At 59.1% G+C, this 15851-nt stretch carries 15 protein-coding genes and 3 pseudogenes; 9 read left to right on the top strand and 9 right to left on the bottom strand.

Going from position 1 to position 15851, the window contains the following annotated elements; all coding sequences use genetic code 11:
* Positions 1-12: 12 nt before the first annotated feature.
* Positions 13-672 (bottom strand): MBL fold metallo-hydrolase, encoded by a 660-nt coding sequence (locus tag AC2444_RS15255; protein ID WP_012758434.1) that lies wholly within the window; start codon positions 670-672, stop codon positions 13-15.
* A 286-nt stretch (positions 673-958) separates the two neighbouring features.
* Here AC2444_RS15255 and AC2444_RS15250 point away from each other — a divergent pair, with 286 nt between their 5' ends.
* The gene (locus tag AC2444_RS15250) at positions 959-1576 is read left to right on the top strand and encodes a DUF1236 domain-containing protein (RefSeq protein ID WP_012758433.1); all 618 of its coding nucleotides are present in this window, start codon (positions 959-961) and stop codon (positions 1574-1576) included.
* 183 nt (positions 1577-1759) lie between these two features.
* A pseudogene (locus AC2444_RS15245) lies at positions 1760-2034 on the top strand (hypothetical protein).
* Positions 2035-2257: 223 nt separating this feature from the next.
* Here AC2444_RS15245 and AC2444_RS15240 read toward each other — a convergent pair.
* A pseudogene (locus AC2444_RS15240) lies at positions 2258-2473 on the bottom strand (branched-chain amino acid aminotransferase); the annotation flags it as partial.
* A gap of 282 nt (positions 2474-2755) precedes the next feature.
* On the opposite strand from AC2444_RS15240, the gene AC2444_RS15235 reads away from it, so the two are divergent.
* Genes AC2444_RS15235 through AC2444_RS15225 form a run of 3 tightly spaced genes read left to right on the top strand, consistent with a single transcriptional unit; the run spans position 2756 to position 5350 of the window.
* Entirely contained in the window at positions 2756-3247 is a 492-nt protein-coding gene (locus AC2444_RS15235) for a MarR family winged helix-turn-helix transcriptional regulator (RefSeq protein WP_012758431.1), read from the top strand.
* On the top strand, positions 3248-3949 hold the full coding sequence (locus AC2444_RS15230) for a response regulator (RefSeq protein ID WP_003581129.1): 702 nt from the start codon (positions 3248-3250) through the stop codon (positions 3947-3949). It abuts the gene before it with no gap.
* Between the two features lie 24 nt (positions 3950-3973).
* Positions 3974-5350, top strand: coding sequence for an ATP-binding protein (locus AC2444_RS15225; protein WP_017994806.1), 1377 nt, complete (start codon positions 3974-3976; stop codon positions 5348-5350).
* A gap of 28 nt (positions 5351-5378) precedes the next feature.
* Here AC2444_RS15225 and AC2444_RS15220 read toward each other — a convergent pair whose 3' ends face one another.
* Genes AC2444_RS15220 through AC2444_RS15210 form a run of 3 tightly spaced genes read right to left on the bottom strand, consistent with a single transcriptional unit; the run spans position 5379 to position 7951 of the window.
* Entirely contained in the window at positions 5379-6116 is a 738-nt protein-coding gene (locus AC2444_RS15220; RefSeq protein WP_012758429.1) for an ABC transporter ATP-binding protein, read from the bottom strand.
* Positions 6117-6120: 4 nt separating this feature from the next.
* Positions 6121-6963: an ABC transporter permease gene (locus AC2444_RS15215; protein ID WP_012758428.1), complete on the bottom strand. Its 843-nt coding sequence runs from the start codon at positions 6961-6963 to the stop codon at positions 6121-6123.
* Between the two features lie 19 nt (positions 6964-6982).
* Entirely contained in the window at positions 6983-7951 is a 969-nt protein-coding gene (locus AC2444_RS15210) for an aliphatic sulfonate ABC transporter substrate-binding protein (protein WP_012758427.1), read from the bottom strand.
* Positions 7952-8244: 293 nt separating this feature from the next.
* Between AC2444_RS15210 and AC2444_RS15205 the strand changes: the two genes are divergently transcribed.
* From AC2444_RS15205 to AC2444_RS15195, 3 genes are all read left to right on the top strand, one after another.
* On the top strand, positions 8245-8535 hold the full coding sequence (locus AC2444_RS15205; protein ID WP_050786633.1) for a cupin domain-containing protein: 291 nt from the start codon (positions 8245-8247) through the stop codon (positions 8533-8535).
* Between the two features lie 15 nt (positions 8536-8550).
* A complete protein-coding gene (locus tag AC2444_RS15200; RefSeq protein WP_050786629.1) occupies positions 8551-9216 on the top strand; it encodes a helix-turn-helix transcriptional regulator in 666 nt (221 codons plus the stop codon).
* 514 nt (positions 9217-9730) lie between these two features.
* Complete coding sequence (locus tag AC2444_RS15195; protein WP_245461225.1) at positions 9731-11701, top strand: HAMP domain-containing methyl-accepting chemotaxis protein; 1971 nt, start codon at positions 9731-9733, stop codon at positions 11699-11701.
* A gap of 225 nt (positions 11702-11926) precedes the next feature.
* Here AC2444_RS15195 and AC2444_RS15190 read toward each other — a convergent pair whose 3' ends face one another.
* From AC2444_RS15190 to AC2444_RS15180, 3 genes and pseudogenes are all read right to left on the bottom strand, one after another.
* On the bottom strand, positions 11927-12382 hold the full coding sequence (locus AC2444_RS15190; protein ID WP_017994798.1) for a BA14K family protein: 456 nt from the start codon (positions 12380-12382) through the stop codon (positions 11927-11929).
* Positions 12383-12522: 140 nt separating this feature from the next.
* Positions 12523-12738, bottom strand: coding sequence for a cold-shock protein (locus tag AC2444_RS15185; protein WP_003561293.1), 216 nt, complete (start codon positions 12736-12738; stop codon positions 12523-12525).
* A gap of 485 nt (positions 12739-13223) precedes the next feature.
* Positions 13224-14113 (bottom strand): annotated as a pseudogene (locus tag AC2444_RS15180) (DMT family transporter).
* Between the two features lie 99 nt (positions 14114-14212).
* Here AC2444_RS15180 and AC2444_RS15175 point away from each other — a divergent pair.
* On the top strand, positions 14213-14683 hold the full coding sequence (locus tag AC2444_RS15175; protein WP_012758423.1) for a hypothetical protein: 471 nt from the start codon (positions 14213-14215) through the stop codon (positions 14681-14683).
* A 4-nt stretch (positions 14684-14687) separates the two neighbouring features.
* Here AC2444_RS15175 and AC2444_RS15170 read toward each other — a convergent pair whose 3' ends face one another.
* Positions 14688-15830 (bottom strand): PQQ-dependent sugar dehydrogenase, encoded by a 1143-nt coding sequence (locus tag AC2444_RS15170; RefSeq protein WP_012758422.1) that lies wholly within the window; start codon positions 15828-15830, stop codon positions 14688-14690.
* Between the last annotated feature and the right edge of the window lie 21 nt (positions 15831-15851).

The following is a 15851-nucleotide window of genomic DNA, read 5'->3' as shown; positions in this document are numbered from 1 at the left end:
CGTGAGCTCGCATCAGATACTCCGAGGTTTGATCTCCTGCAGGAATGGATTGCTTCGCCGCTCGTCGCCGATGCGGCTGCCGGGGCCGTGGCCGCAGATGAAGCCGACGTCGTCGCCGAGCGGCAATACCTTGTCGCGGATCGAATCGAGAAGCTGCTGATGATCGCCGCCGGGCAGGTCGGTGCGGCCGATCGAGCCGTTGAAAAGCACATCGCCGAGATGAGCGAAATTCTGCGCGCGGTTGAAATAGATGACGTGGCCGGGGGCATGGCCGGGCGTGTGATGGACCTCGAATTCATGGGCGCCGAAAGAAATCTTATCGCCGTCTTTCAGCCAGCGGTCGGGCACGACGTTACGCAATCCTGACATGCCGTATTTTTCAGCCTGGGTTTCGATCCGCTGCAGCAGCGGCAGGTCGTCCTGATGTGGGCCGATCACGTCGATGCCGAGAGCTTCCTTCAATTCACTGGCGCCGCCGGCATGGTCGAGATGGCCGTGTGTCAGCCAGATTTCCTTGATGGTCAGGCCGTTCTGGGCAATCGCCTGCAGGATGAGTGGCACGTCGCCGCCGGGATCGACGACGACGCCTTCCTTGGTGTCGGGATCGAAGAAGATCGTGCAGTTTTGCTGGAAGGGTGTCACCGGAATGATGCCGGCCTGGAGCATGCCCATAAGTGCCTCGCTTGGTGTCTCTGCTGCTTCGGTATAGTCCGAAACCGCGGCAAGGACAGCCGGAATCTTGTCACATTGGCGGTGTGCCTCACGGTAAAAAGACGGACCGCAACAAGAATTTATGCCCTCTTCGCCATCGTCGCAGGGCGAGAAAATCGAGCTTTTCTCAATTCTTCCAAACGTTTGCATGAAATCTCCCGCAAGTAGTGTTTCGCTGGGCGGCGCGCATGGGAACATCGTGGAAGCCCGCGCGTTGTCAGCCCATCGAAACCAAGGAGACGCTCACATGACCTTGAAGAGAAACATACTGTTGGCTGGAGCCGTGCTCCTGGCGAGCGGCGGTCTTGCGCAGGCGGAGATGATGGCGACGACGGTCAACGATCTCAACGTCCGTGCTGGCCCCGGCCCGCAATATCCCTCGGTCGGTCTTGCCACCCGCGGTTCCACCGCAATGCTCGACGGTTGCATCGAAGGCAGCCGCTGGTGCCGTGTCGACGTCAACGGCATGCGCGGCTGGGTCTATGCTGATTATCTGCAGGTCGATCACGGCGGCAGCTCTGTTATCGTCGAGCAGCACCGCGCCGAGATCGGCGTTCCCAGCGTGACTTACGAGTCGACCGCGAGTGTCGTTCCGGTCGATCCGCAGCCGGCGCCGGGCGACGAGTTGCTCGGCCCCGTCGGGTCGGTCGAGACTATCACCCCGCCGGAGACGGTGCGCACCTATATCGACACCAATCCGGGTGAGACGGTGCAGCTTGGCGGCGATGTCGTCGTCGGCGCAGAGGTGCCTGCGGACGTCACCTTCCAGACGATTCCCGACTACGAATACCGTTATACGAGGATCAACGATCGGCCGGTGCTGGTCGATCCCGGTACACGCCGGATCGTCTACGTCTATCAATGACGTGATCGATAGAAACTGAGGTCGAGGCGGACGTTGGGCCGCCTCGTTCCGTGGCGCTTCTCGCTGCCTTAATCCCGCATCGGTTGATTTTTCTTAACGCTTTCCTCCAAAATATGATAAAATACTAATATGCCGAAGGTCGGCATGGATCGGCGATCGGGGAGATCGCCAGAGGAGGAAATCATGGAAGCGCTACTTCCGCTCATCACACAATTGATTGCCGGTGCAATCGGCGGCAACGCCGCGAGCGCCGCTTTGAAGCAGAGCAGCAGGCGATCAATGTCGTCGCTCGGACGATCGCCGGTGCGATCGGCGGCGTCGCCGGCGGTATGCTGCTCAGCATGGTCGGTGGAGAAGCGGCTATGACCGGCCTGATCGCCGACGGCATCGGCGGCCTGATCGGCGGCGGCATCCTCTCGACGCTCGCCGGACTGGTCATGGCACGGGCGCATAGATAAACGGCCCCACGGGTCTGTATCTACAGCGTCGCGCGTCTTTTGAGACGCGCAAAGGACGCTGTAGCACTTTGAACTACTGCATAATTTTAGCCTTAAATAGATTCCGATTTAAGGAATTATGCAGTGGCCAGACCGATTGCGTGAGGACTTTTATTCGGCGGCGATTGCCGCCGGATAGACTTCCTTCATGTAGTCGTTCATCGAGCATCATCGCATCGGCTTAGCTCTCGGCTTCGGCGGCGTGCTTGGAAATGGTGCAGATCATGTAGAGACCGGCAGCCTTGGAGGCGCAGGGCGCCGTCTTCGGATCGGGACGGCGGCATTCGGCGATATCGAGGCGGATGCCCTTCAGCTTTTCGGTCGGGTTGAAATAGCTGCCCCATTGCCAGATGGCGATGGCGACATTGATGCGGTTGGCCTGCGCCCCCGTCCAACTGATCCAAAGGGATCGAAGCCATTCCCAAAATCCTCCGGCGCTTCAAGCGCCATGCCTGTTGATTGTTGTCCCCATTACGTTTTATCCACAGACGCAAGGGAAAACGCGTATTGCGTCGGAGTGCCGGACGGGTCTTGGTTTCCCGGGAAGTGCCAGGGAAATGAGAGCCGTGCGGGGCTCCCGCAGAGTTCGCGGAAGCTGATAGCGACGCAAATTTATATCAATAAAGCTGGCATATCTTCGCGAAAGTTTCCCGCCGCGCGCGGAAAAGAAAGGAAATGCCGAGTGTCACGACAGACCGGCCCGAAAGCAGGCAAGCCAGAGCCGCTGGCCACGCCGATGGAAGATACTGATATCATCGATTTCGAGATCATCGAGCTGTTCTTCTTCGCCTATCGCGACTTCGTTTCCGATCCTGACGCCATCCTCGAAAAGAGCGGCTTCGGCCGGGCGCATCACCGCGTCGTGCATTTTGTCAACCGCAATCCCGGCATGACGGTGGCCGATCTTCTCGATACGCTGAAGATCACCAAGCAGAGCCTTGCAAGGGTGCTGAAACAGCTGATCGATTCAGGCTATATTCGCCAGGTGGCAGGTCCCGAGGACCGGCGGCAACGCAAGCTTTATCCAACGAAATCGGGACGAGAGCTGGCGCTTGCCCTTGCTGAGCCGCAATCGCGCCGCATTGAGCGGGCATTCGAAGGGGCTTCTGCGGAGGTGCGGGAGGGCGTAAAAGCTTTCCTCAGCGGAATGCGGGACAGACAGAGGGCGGATTGAATGGCGGTCAAGACAGGTATTTCCGACGATGCGGCGCACTTGCTGGTGGTCGATGACGACTCCCGCATCCGCGCGCTGCTCAATCGTTATCTCGCCGAGAACGGCTTCCGCGTTACCGTCGCCGCCGACGGCGCCGAGGCGCAGCGCAAGCTTGCGGGTCTCGATTTCGACCTCATCATCATGGACGTGATGATGCCTGGCGAATCCGGCATCGACGTCACCCGCGGACTTCGCGCCATCAAGAACGTGCCGATCATCATGCTGACGGCGTTGGCAGAATCGGGCAACCGCATCGAGGGCCTCGAGGCAGGCGCCGACGACTATCTTTCCAAGCCCTTCGACCCGCGCGAACTGGTGCTGCGCATCAACAACATCCTGCGTCGCAACGCCGGCGGCGAGGGACCGAAGATCGAACAGGTGATGTTCGGCCCCTACACCTTCTCGCTGACCCGCAAGGAACTGAAGAAAGCCAGTGAGGTGATCCGGCTCACCGACCGCGAGCAGGAGATCATGCTGCTCTTTGCGCGCCGTGCCGGCGACACGATCCCGCGCCATGAACTGATCGGCAACGATACCGAAGTCGGCGAGCGGACGATCGACGTGCAGATCAATCGGCTGCGGCGTAAGATCGAGGATGATCCCGCCAATCCGGTCTGGCTGCAGACCGTGCGCGGTATCGGATACAGGCTGAGCATCGACTAAACTCAAGGTTCGGGACCGGCGCTGATGGTGACGATCGACAGCTTGCGGCGGGAAGACCGCACTTCTGCGCCGGGCTGGCGTTCGATCGTCCGCTGGCTGCGCCGGCGGCTGCCGACCGGACTTTACGCACGCTCGCTGCTGATCATCATCATTCCGATGGTGCTCTTGCAATCCGTCGTCGCCGCCGTCTTCATGGAGCGCCACTGGCAAATGGTGACGGAGCGGCTGTCGCTTGCGGTCACCCGTGACATCGCCGCGATCATCGAGATCATCGAGACCTATCCGCAGAATTCGGACTATAGCGAAATCATCCGCATCGCTCGCGACCAGCTCAGCCTGCAGATCTCGATCGAGCCGGATGGCGACCTGCCGCCGCCGCGCGTCAAGCCGTTCTTCTCGATCCTCGATGGCATCCTCAGTGACGAGATCACCGACGAGATCCATCGGCCTTTCTGGATCGACACGGTCGGCAACTCGAACCTCGTCGAGATTCGCATCAAACTCGACAACAAGATCCTGCGGGTGCTGACGAAGCGCAGCCAGACCTATGCCTCGAACACGCATATCTTTATCGTCTGGATGGTCGGCACCTCGCTGGTGCTGATCGGCATCTCTATCCTCTTCCTGCGCGGGCAGATTCGGCCGATCCTCACCTTGGCGCGCGCCGCCGAAAGCTTCGGCAAGGGGCAGAAGCCCGATAATTTCTATCCGCGCGGGGCTGACGAGGTCAGGCGCGCCGGTCTTGCCTTCATCCTAATGCGCGAGCGAATCGAACGGCAGATCGAGCAGCGTACCGCGATGCTCTCCGGCGTCAGCCATGATTTGCGCACCATCCTCACCCGCTTCAAGCTGCAGCTGGCACTGGCCGGCGACAATCCCGACCTGCATGGCCTCAACGATGACGTCAACGACATGCAGACCATGCTGGAGGCCTACATGGCCTTTGCACGCGGCGAGGTCGAAGAGGGTGTCGGCGAGCTGAAACTCAGCGAGATCTTCGCAAAGCTGGAATCCGATTTCGCCCTGTACGGTAAAAAATTCAGCTATTCGATCGAAGGCGATGACGATATTTCCGTCAGACCGAACGCCTTCATGCGTCTCGTCACTAACCTTGCCTCGAACGCGCGCCGGTATGCCGATAGTCTCGACATTGAGGCCAAGCACAATGCCAAATGGCTGACCGTCATCTTCGACGATGACGGGCCCGGCATTCCCGAAAAGAACCGTGAGGACGTGTTCAAGCCGTTCTTCCGGCTGGATACGGCGCGCAACCTCGATGCATCAGGGACCGGGCTCGGCCTTGCGATCGCCCGCGACATTGCCCGCAGCCACGGCGGCAACGTCACGCTCAGTGACAGCCCGCTCGGTGGGCTGAGGGCAACGATCCGCATCCCGGCTTAGGCAGGGGCTGCGCCAAATCGGCGGCATATCAGGTGGACCGCAGCGATACATTGAGCGACATGAGCAACTGTCTTTTCGCGGCCTCGAACGATGCCGATGCCCGATCACGCTTTCTCGGCAGGTCAATGCCGATCTCCTCGAGAATGCGACCGGGCCATGGTCGCATCACGATAATTCGGTCGGCGAGGACAAGCGCCTCGTCAATATCATGCGTCACCAGCACGAGCGTTGGGCGCGTTTCGGCCCATATGTCGAGCAGGTGATCCTGCAGATCGGCGCGCGTGAAGGCATCGAGGGCCGAAAAGGGCTCATCCAGCAGCAGCACTTCCGGTCGGGTAATCAGCGCGCGGGCGATTGCTACTCTCTGGGCCTGGCCACCTGACAACTCCTTCGGCCACCGTCCGCCCAATTTCCCGAGGCCCACCTTTTCCAATGCAGCCTCTATCTGCTGCCTGCGATTATCGCCTTCGAGTTCGGCGAGGCCGAAGCCAACATTGTTTGCGACACTTAGCCATGGAAACAGGCGCGGCTCCTGAAAGATTAGATTGATCAGCGGATGCGGCTTGGTAACCTTTTCGCCGTTCAGCTCGACTGTTCCTTGCGTGGGAATGTCGAGGCCGCTGATCAAGCGCAGCAACGTGCTCTTGCCGCAGCCGGATCCGCCGATGACGGCGACGATTTCTCCCGGAGCCAGCCCGAGCGAGAAACCCTCCAGAGCACGAACCCCATTTGCATAGGTTTTTTCCAAATTTCGCAGCGTCAGCATCAACTCATCCCTCACGCCTGTAACTGTCCTGCCAGGTCAGGAAAGGTGTCGTCGCCGCAAGCAGCAGACTGTCCGTCAACTTGCCGACGACCGCGAAGGCGATGATGGCAGCCATGATCTGGTCCGGCTTGCCCATTTGCTGGCCATCGACGAGAAGATAGCCGAGGCCCTCCGAAGCTCCCATGAATTCCGCTGCGACGACGAACATCCAACCGAGACCGAGGCCGGATCGCAAGGCAGTCACATAGGCCGGGAAGACCGCAGGCAGCATGACCCGCCGCACCAGCGTGAAGCCGGAAAGCCTGAAGATGCGCCCGACCTCGACAATCTTGCGATCAACCGAGAGGATTGCGCCCGAGATGCCGAGATAGACCGGAAAAAAGACTCCCACGGCGATCAAGGCCACTTTCGATGTCTCGAAGATCCCGAACCAGAGAATGAAGAGCGGTACCCAGGCGATTGACGGAATGGAGCGGAGCGCCTGAAGCGATGGATCGATCAGTCGACGGGCGAGCCCAAAATATCCAGTTATAGCGCCGGCGATCGTGGCCGTGACGGCGCCGATCGCAAATCCGAAAAACACCCGTACCGTGGTGATGCCGATATGATTGAGCAGTTCACCAGACTTCAAGAGCACCCATAGCGTCGCGGCGACCCTGGATGGCGGTGGCATGAGACGGCCTGAGAACCAGCCGGCCGCAATGGCAATCTCCCAGAACAAGAGCCCGAGCGCCGGTAGCAGAACAGCCACTGCCACCTTGTTGCTCACTCCATAAAAGATAGACGCCGCGACCAAGCGCAGCGTCCTCGTTTCCGTCTTGATACCGGTTTCGGTCAAGTCCGTCATCGCGATGATCTATGCTCTGTTATTGGGTTTTCCCGACCGCAAAACGATCGTCGATCAGCTCGTTCGTGACTTTGGGAATGTCGACGTCTGCTGGCAGGACACCGGCGCTTTGCAGGGCGATGCCCGCTTTCGAGATCGTATCGCGCTGCAGATCGCCGATCGTCGATTGCGATATGTCCGTCCGCTCCAGCTGCTTGGCGATCACGTCGTCCGGCAGCTTTGCCGCTTCCACCAGTGCCGCCTTGAGTGCCGCAGGATCGGCGAGCGCCTCCGCCCGTGCCTGCTCATAGACGGCGATGACGCGCTTGATGATATCGGGATGGTTCGCGGCAAAGGTCTCGGTCGTATTGAGCACGCCCCAGCTGTTGTTTTCCGGCTTGCGATAGAAGAGCTTTGCCTTGTCGTCCACTTCGGCGGCCGCCATCAGCGGATCGAGCCCGGCCCACGCATCGACATCGCCGCGCAGAAGCGCCAGCTTGCCATCGGCATGCTGCAGCAGGACCAGCTTCACGTCCGATTGTTTCAGGCCGGCATCGGCCAGGGCACGGACGAGAAAGACATGCGGATCGGTGCCGCGCGTCACCGCGATCGTCTTGCCCTTCAGATCCTGAACGGTGGAAATCGGACTGTCGGCGCGGGTGACCAGAGCCGTCCATTCGGGGCGCGAATACACATAGATGGATGTGATCGGATTGCCGTTGACCCGCGCGATCAGTGCCGCCGCACCCGCCGTCGAGCCGAAATCGATCGATCCGGCGTTCAGGAATTCCAGCGCCTTGTTCGAGCCGGCGGACTGCACCCAGCGAATGCTGATATTGTCCTTGGCGAATTCCTTTTCGAGCAGGCCTTCCTTTTTCAGAAGAACGCTGACGGGATTATACGTCGCCCAGTCGATCCTGATTTCCGAAAGATCGGCAGCCTCAGCCGATGACAGCCCCAGTCCCAAGGCAACCGCGGCGCCGATTATCGCCGAACGAAACACGCCCATAACTTATTCCTCTCCCTACGATTGCCATCGATACGTTCTACGGGCACTGGTGACGGGCGAGAAACTTATAACTTCTATTTCTATGGAATTTGTAGAAATATTTTTCCTCGGCCGCGGGGACGCGTGGTGCGGTGCGCAATGTCGAGAAAGCGGAGGGTCGGGAGAGGCCAATTGACGGTTCGACAGAAAGAAAGCGGCGGTCCGCAGGCCGTCCTTGGGCTCTTTGCGGTTCTTGTTCAAAGAGTGAAAGCGCGCTTACGTGATGTTACAAAATTGACGGAAGGCAGATCCCATTGAAGAAAAATAGTCCGACGCTTATCCGGGCGGCCGAAAGCGGCAACGACCCGGATAAGCTGGCGCACCTCCTTTCGACTTCGGCATCGTCGGTGACGGTCGAGCCCTTGGATAAAGGAAAGCTGTCTTTTCGTTGTGACATGGTCACCCTCGGACCGATGACTCTGATAAAAGCAGCCTATGAAGGACGCATGCGCAACACCAGACATGCGGAGGGGGACAAACTGCTTGTCGTTCTCCCGGACGAAGGCACTGCAAATATACGGGGTCTTTCCGAGGACTTCGCATAAGCTCCGGGAAAAGGAGTGATAGTTGACGCGGCGCATAATAGGGGCTTCGACATCGCCGAGCGGCGCGGGCACTTGACCGTAGCTGTCGATCGAACCGAAATGCAACGTCGGCTTTCAGTCATCCTGGAGACATCCGTTGGAGACAATTTCGCGTTTCATCCCGAGATCGACCTAAGCAATGGTGCCGGGTATCTGCTCGGCCAATTGGCCAATCTCATCTTCGAGGGTGGGTCAAATGTTACGTCGCTGCCACCAAGCGTGTTCGCGAGCCTGTCGGACGCATTCTTCAACCTCGCGCTCGGCTCGCTACAACATTCCTTCTCCGATCGATTGCATGCCGGGGGGCCGACCGCGTCACCTCGCCAAGTAAAAAGGGCAATCGAGTTTATGCGCGCTCATCTGCACGAGGTCCTTACTTTGGAACAAATCGTGCAGGCATCAGGGGGCAGCACGCGTGCACTACAACTAGGTTTCCAACAATTTAAGTTCACGAGTCCAATGCGTTATCTTAAGGATCTTCGACTGGAAGCCGTTCGCAAAGAACTCCTGACGGGTGACAATGTGAGAACGATTGCCCAGGTTGCCCAAACATGGCAGTTTTTCCAATTGGGTCGTTTCGCAGCAGACTATCATTCCCGATTTGGCGAATTGCCTTCTCAAACCCTTTCCAAGAGAGGCTAGGAAATTTCGGAGGCGTGGGGCGATCTCCCTTGAGTCTGGTTTTACGAGATCGCTTTCAAGGTGAACCGGCCCAGCATGTCGGCCTTATCAAGCATTACCCAACCGGCCTGCATTATCTCTGGCGTAAGCCGCCTTCGTCCGGTTTCAGATTGCGCTCTCTTCCCGGTCAATGACGAGTCCCGAAGCGCTGACTGCACAAATCTCTGCGCGTCAAGCTCTACGCAATGCGTTACCTGAGGGGTTAGATTATCGCGCTGTCCAGCTTTTCACTCGCGCATGACGAAACGAGCGCAACGCATGCCTGTTCGACAGACGCAGGCTCTATCCGCTAGGCGCATCTTTCGTTTCAACCATAGATTCTGTGCGCAATCGTTAACCGCGAGGAGCGAGTTAATCGGCTTTCGTTCGGGATCACCAGCAGCGGTTCCACCACCTTGAGAGAACCCGCAGCGGAAGCGAACTGCAAAAGCATAGAGAGGCTAGGATCGTGCAAAGACCGAGTATCAAAGTGGCCATGGTTGGCATCTTCTTCTTATTAGGATGTCTCGTCGCGGCATTCGGATACGCCGCCATCAGCGGCATGCGGATACTCAACGAGCAGACCGAGGAGTTTAGCGAGAGCTACCTTCCAAGCGTGCATCAGGCTCATCAAATTGCTCAGGCGAGATTCGAGCTAGGCATCTTGGCGGCCAACCATCTGTTGCAGGCAACGCAAGACCAGAAGAAATTTGCAGAAACGCTCGTCTCCTCCCAGAAGACGAAACTGAACGAAGAGATCAAGGCATACGAGCCCCTGATTACGACGCCGCACGAGAGAGAAATCTTTGAAAAAATGCAAGCAGTCGCGAAGGACTATGACAAACCTCTGCGGGAAATGATGGATTATTCTTATGAAGGCAACGGACAAGCCGCCACAGGCGTCTTTGCGACCGATGTTAAGAATATCGCTGATAAAATGACTGCGTTAGCCAATGATCTGGTGAAATCCGCCATGGAAAGAGGTCAGCAGGCTCACCAGACCAGCCTTCAGGTTTATGGCTCGACCCTGAATTTCACTTTCATCATTCTTTTGGTCAGCCTGATCTTGGTCGCAGCCGCCGCGGCTTTTGCCGTGTACGCCATCGCCGACCCGGCCACGAAGATAACGGCCGCGATGCGCAAGCTCGCATCCGGCGACACCAGCGTGAAGATTCCCTTCGCGGGGCGCGCCGACGAGATTGGCGCCATGGCCGCGGCGGTGGAAGTATTCCGCCAGGCCGCGATCACCAATGCTCGCTTGGAAGAAGAAGCTGAGACTGGCCGCAATCTCCAGGAAGCAAATCGCATCGCTGTTCAGCAGTCGGCCGAAGCGGCAGCCAATGAACGTCTCAGGGCGGCAACTTCGGGCATTGGCGGGGGCTTAAAGCGGTTGGCCGCGGGGGATCTCGCCTTCCAGTTGGAGGAAGCATTCGCTCCTGATTTCGAGCCGTTGCGTCACGATTTCAATCAATCGGTGCAGCAGCTCGGGACCGCTCTTTCAGCAATCGTAGACAGCATTTCAACGATGGATAGCGGGACGTCCGAAATTGCGTCAGGCGCTCATGATCTCGCAAAAAGAACCGAACAACAGGCCGCCTCCTTGGAAGAGACCGCAGCAGCCCTGGATGAGATCACGGTCAACGTCGGCTCATCTGCCAAGCTCACGGAGGAAGCACGTCGGGTCGCAACGCAAGCCAATCACAGCGCTGCGAAATCTGCCGAGGTCGTCTCCGACGCCGAGGATGCCATGCGTCGGATCGAGGAAAGCTCGCAACAGATCTCCAACATAATTGGGGTGATCGACGAAATTGCGTTCCAAACGAACCTACTGGCGCTCAACGCTGGCGTGGAAGCCGCGCGCGCGGGCGATGCGGGGAAGGGGTTTGCGGTGGTTGCACAAGAGGTGCGAGAACTCGCCCAGCGCGCTGCACGAGCCGCCAAGGAGATCAAAGGCCTGATTCAGAATTCGTCCACGGAAGTTCAAAGCGGCGTTAAACTCGTCCGCGATACGCGTCAGTCGCTTGACTCGATCGGCGGGCTCATCGGCCAGATCAATACTCATATGGACGCAATCACTGTCGCGGCAAAGGAGCAATCCGTCGGGCTGTCTGAGGTCAACACCGCGGTTAATACGATGGATCAGGTGACGCAGCAGAACGCCGCCATGGTGGAAGAGTCCACAGCAGCTGCCGCTACTCTTGCCCAGGAATCAGCGAAGCTGAAGCAACTGGTCGCGCCCTTCAAGGTCGCTGCGGTTATTCGGCAGGGGTCAACGGGTCCGCGCGTCTATGTTGCGGAGGCGCGGAGCCCGCAGGTTGATTCTCCCGCCAGAGTGTTGGGAAGCAGGGTCGCGAAGGCATTCGGAGAGCCTAGCGTCAAGCGTGGCATTGAACGACTGGCAAGAGTTCTGACGTTTGCCTCGTTTCGCGATGGTTGCGGTGCTTCCATCGCGAAAGTGTTTCTTTGAACCGCTCCATAAACACCACCAAATCAGGCCCGATGCCTTGCTGGTATCGATCGTTTGAGCATTGAGCATTGCGACGCGGACACGCTCTATTCCTTCGAATTGCGCATATTGCTTTCCGAAGTCGATTCGATTTTCGGTGTCATGGGCTGGAAAACATCAGCCGACGGGTAGACAAAAAGAACGCGCCGCTGAGAAGCGGCGCTTGGCATTGAGGATATCGGGAGATCAGCCGGCGGTGCAGAAGTGGCTGCGGCCGTCATTGCCGATATAGGTGCCGCTGCGCGGATCGAAGGAGCGGTAGCGGTAGGAGCAGTAACGCTGCCATTGCGGCGACCAGGGCTCTACCGCCGTGCGGACCGGCGCGTAATATTCCGGCTGATCGACATAGACGCGGCGCGGCGCGCGATAGACCGGAGCGGGCTCGTAGTAATCCGGCTCGTAGGCTGGGTCGATGTAACGGCGCTCTTCGTAAACCGGACCGTTATTGGCATTGGCGATGGCCGAACCGACGATCAGCCCGGTGGCAAGGCCGACGGCGCCGCCGACCCACGCATCGTTGTTGCCGTGATTGCCATGGCGCCAGTGGCGGTCGCGGGCCGACGCTTCACCGATGGCGGAAAGCGTGAGTGCGGCAGCGGTTGCCGTCAGCAGAAGGGTCTTGGCGAGCCTGTTCATCATCATAATCCTAATCCCGGGAACCGAACGCCGGTTCCTTTCTCGATGGTCACAGTCGTAGAGATTTGTAGCTGAACCAAGGCTGAACGACAAAACCCGGCATTGCTGCCGGGCTTCAACTCGAATTCGCCAGCCTTGTTAAGGGTTCAGCCCGCAATCTGCAGATTGACGGCCTTCGGGCCCTTGCCGCGGCGATCCGGCTCCGTGTCGAAGCTTACCTTCTGGTTTTCCGTCAGACCGGCCAGGCCGGAGGCCTGAACGGCAGAAATGTGAACGAAGATATCGGCGCCGCCCCGGTCCGGCTTGATGAAGCCGAAGCCTTTGTCGGTATTGAAGAATTTTACAGTGCCAGTCTCTGCCATGCCTCAGGTCCTTTTCTCTCTGCCCGCCATCCACACGGGCAGCATCATAGCATTGCCCTCCTTGCGGGAGGTGTTGGCAGGCAATTCTTGAAATTTGAGAAAAAGGTCCCCTCTACCTCGACCTGTTCCAGGCAGGACTTTCGCCCGCCATTTTCGGAACCGGCTGACCGGGATATTAGCGTTCCCGGCGCGCAAATACTTAAGGACTTCCCATGCTCGCAAAATGCCCGAACACGCTGAGAGTGCTGCGTTTAAAGGACTTTGGCAAGCAAAAGTTTTTTAACGGTCGTTCCTGGCACATCCCTGCCGATATCCAATTTGCGCAAAAACGCAAAATTTCCTTCGCCGATAGGGAATGATTAACGTTTTATATTGTCTGCAATATAAATTCCGAGCAGATTTTCCCAAAAATGCAACGTGAACGCGTCTCCCGCATCCGATAATTTTTTTTCCGATGTGTGACTCACCCATATTTGGACGCGTGTTCACGTGGCTGGCAGGCGTCGGCGGGTCAATCCGGCACGAGCTCGACCACAAGCATAGAGATAAACATTAGTGCGCAACCTGCATAACCTGTTACCGGCATCGTCTCGCCGAGCAGAAGTGCGGCAAGCGAGGCACCGAAGAGTGCTTCGGAAGAAAGAAAGATCGCGGCTTGCGAGGGCGTGGTGTAGCGCTGGCCGATCACCTGCAGCACGAAAGCCACGCCCGAGGAGAAGATGCCGACATAAAGGATCTCCGGCGCAGCGGCCCGTATCGCCGAAAGGCTGACAGGTTCGACGGCTGCGGCAACGGCCAGCGCACAGACTGCGGTGACGGCAAATTGCGTGGCGGAGAGCGCAAGCGGCCTTCCTGTCTCCGAAACGGTGGTGCCGGCAAGGGTGATCTGGATCGCCCAGAAGACGGCACAGACGACGGTCAGCAGATCGCCAGGTGTCAGCGCCGAGAGATGGCCGCCGGACAGGAGATAGATGCCGCTGACCGCCATCAGCGCCCCCGGCCAGATGATCCAATGCGGGGCACGGCGAAGGAAGAAGACGGCGATAACAGGTACGAAGACGACATAGAGGCCGGTGATGAAGCTGGAATTCGTCACCGTCGTCGTCTGCAGGCCGACCTGTTGCGTGGCTGCGCCGCCGAAAAGGGCAAGGCCGATCAGGATATAGAGCTTGGCATGGCGTGCGCTGGTCTTTTCCTTTGCCTTGCGCGCTTCAAAAAGGACGAAGGGCAGTACGGCCAGCGTGGCGACGGCAAACCGCAGGCCGATGAACCAGAAGGGGCCGATCGCCTTCATCGCCGTCGACTGCGCGACGAAGCCGCCGCCCCAGATGGCGGCTGCAAGCAATAGGAGGAGGTTCGCCTGAACGCGCGTCATGTCGTCCTCGAGGGGAAGGGAGATGTGCCCAAGCGGTTAGCAGTTGCGTTTCCTTTCGGCAAGGGTGAAGACTTCGTGGCGGTTGACGGAGGTGAAGACATGCGAGGCGAAGAACGGAAGCCGGCCGGCGGTGCGGTGGCGCCTGGGACGGTAGGCTATTCCGGCACGCCGCTCGCCAGGAAACTCGGTCTTGCAGAGGGGCAGGCAGCCGCACTTCTCGGTATTCCCGAAACGATCGGCGACATCAATGGTTTCGACGGTTTTGCTTCGGTCGTCCACACGCTTCCCGAGATGCCTCACCGTGCATTCGACTATGTGCATCTGTTTACGACAGAACGGGCGGCACTGGAGGCCATCGCGCCCGCGCTTTTTCTCGTCCTCAGACCGGACGGGATGGTCTGGATATCCTGGCCGAAGAAGAGTTCACGGGTTTCGACCGATATCACCGAGGACGTGCTGCGGGAGGTTCTGCTCCCAACTGGCCTGGTCGACGTCAAGGTCTGCGCCGTCGACGAGATCTGGTCTGGGTTGAAATTCGTCATCCGCAAGGAACTGCGCGGCTCGCTATGACGTCTCAGCCGTTGCGGGCTTGCGCTCGGGATATCCTGAGCAGCGCGCCGTTGTCCTCATCCGTCACCATCAGCAGGGCGCCGTCGGGGGCGACGACGACGTCGCGGATGCGGCCGTATTCGCCCTCGAACAGGCGCTCTTCGGTGACGAAGGCGCCGCCGTCGTCGCGCTGCATGCGCGAGAGCAGTTGGAACTTCAGCGCCGCGACGAGGAAATTGCCGTCCCATTCCGGGAACATGGCGCCACGATAGACGACGAGGGCGCCTGGTGCGATCGAAGGATCCCAGTAATGGAGCGGCTGTTCCAGCCCGTCCTTGGCGGTGCCTTCACCGATCTCGGCACCCGAATAGTCGCGGCCATAGGTGATGATCGGCCAGCCGTAATTCTTGCCGGCCTCGGGCTGGTTGATCTCGTCGCCGCCGCGCGCACCGTGTTCGACGGTATAGAGCTTGCCATCTTTGGCGTCGAAGGTGATGCCCTGCGGGTTGCGGTGACCTTTCGACCAGATTTCCGGCAGCGCCTTGCCGCCTTCCTTGAATGGATTGTCGGCAGGAATGCTGCCATCGGCGTTGATGTGGATGATCGAGCCGGCATCGTCCTGCCAGTCTTGCGAGCGGTCGCGGTTGCCGCGATCACCGACGCTGATGAACAGCGTACCGTCTGAGGCAATCGCGATGCGCGAGCCGTACTGGATATTGCCCGACGTGAAGCGCCGCATGCTGAAGATAGGCCTCACGGCGTCGAGTGTCTTCTCGTCAGTGGAAAGCGCGGCGCTGAAGGCTTCGGTGCCGGAGCCCTGGCTGTTGGCGATGGCGGCGGTGAAATAGAGCTTGCGAGATTTCGCAAAGTCCGGCGCGAGCGCCACGTCCATCAGGCCGCCCTGACCACGAGCGCTGACCTTGGGTACGCCGCCGATCGGCTCGGAAACCTTGCCGTCGCGGACGATGCGCATGCGGCCCGGCCGCTCGGTGACGAGATAGGCCCCGTCGGGCAACACTTCGACCGCCCAGGGATGTTGGAGGCCGTCGGCGAGCTTGTCGACACGGACCGCGAGATCCTGCGTGTTGACGATGTCGGCCGCATCCGCGGACATGGCGCCGAACAGGACCAGCGCTGAGGCGAAATGGAAGGCGGATATTCTCTTCATCTTGCTCCCCGTCGTTTCTCC

It is taken from the genome of Rhizobium sp. WSM1328 (genome assembly GCF_057653715.1).
Note: the sequence above shows the minus strand (reverse complement) of the source record. Positions and strands in the feature narration are given on the sequence as shown.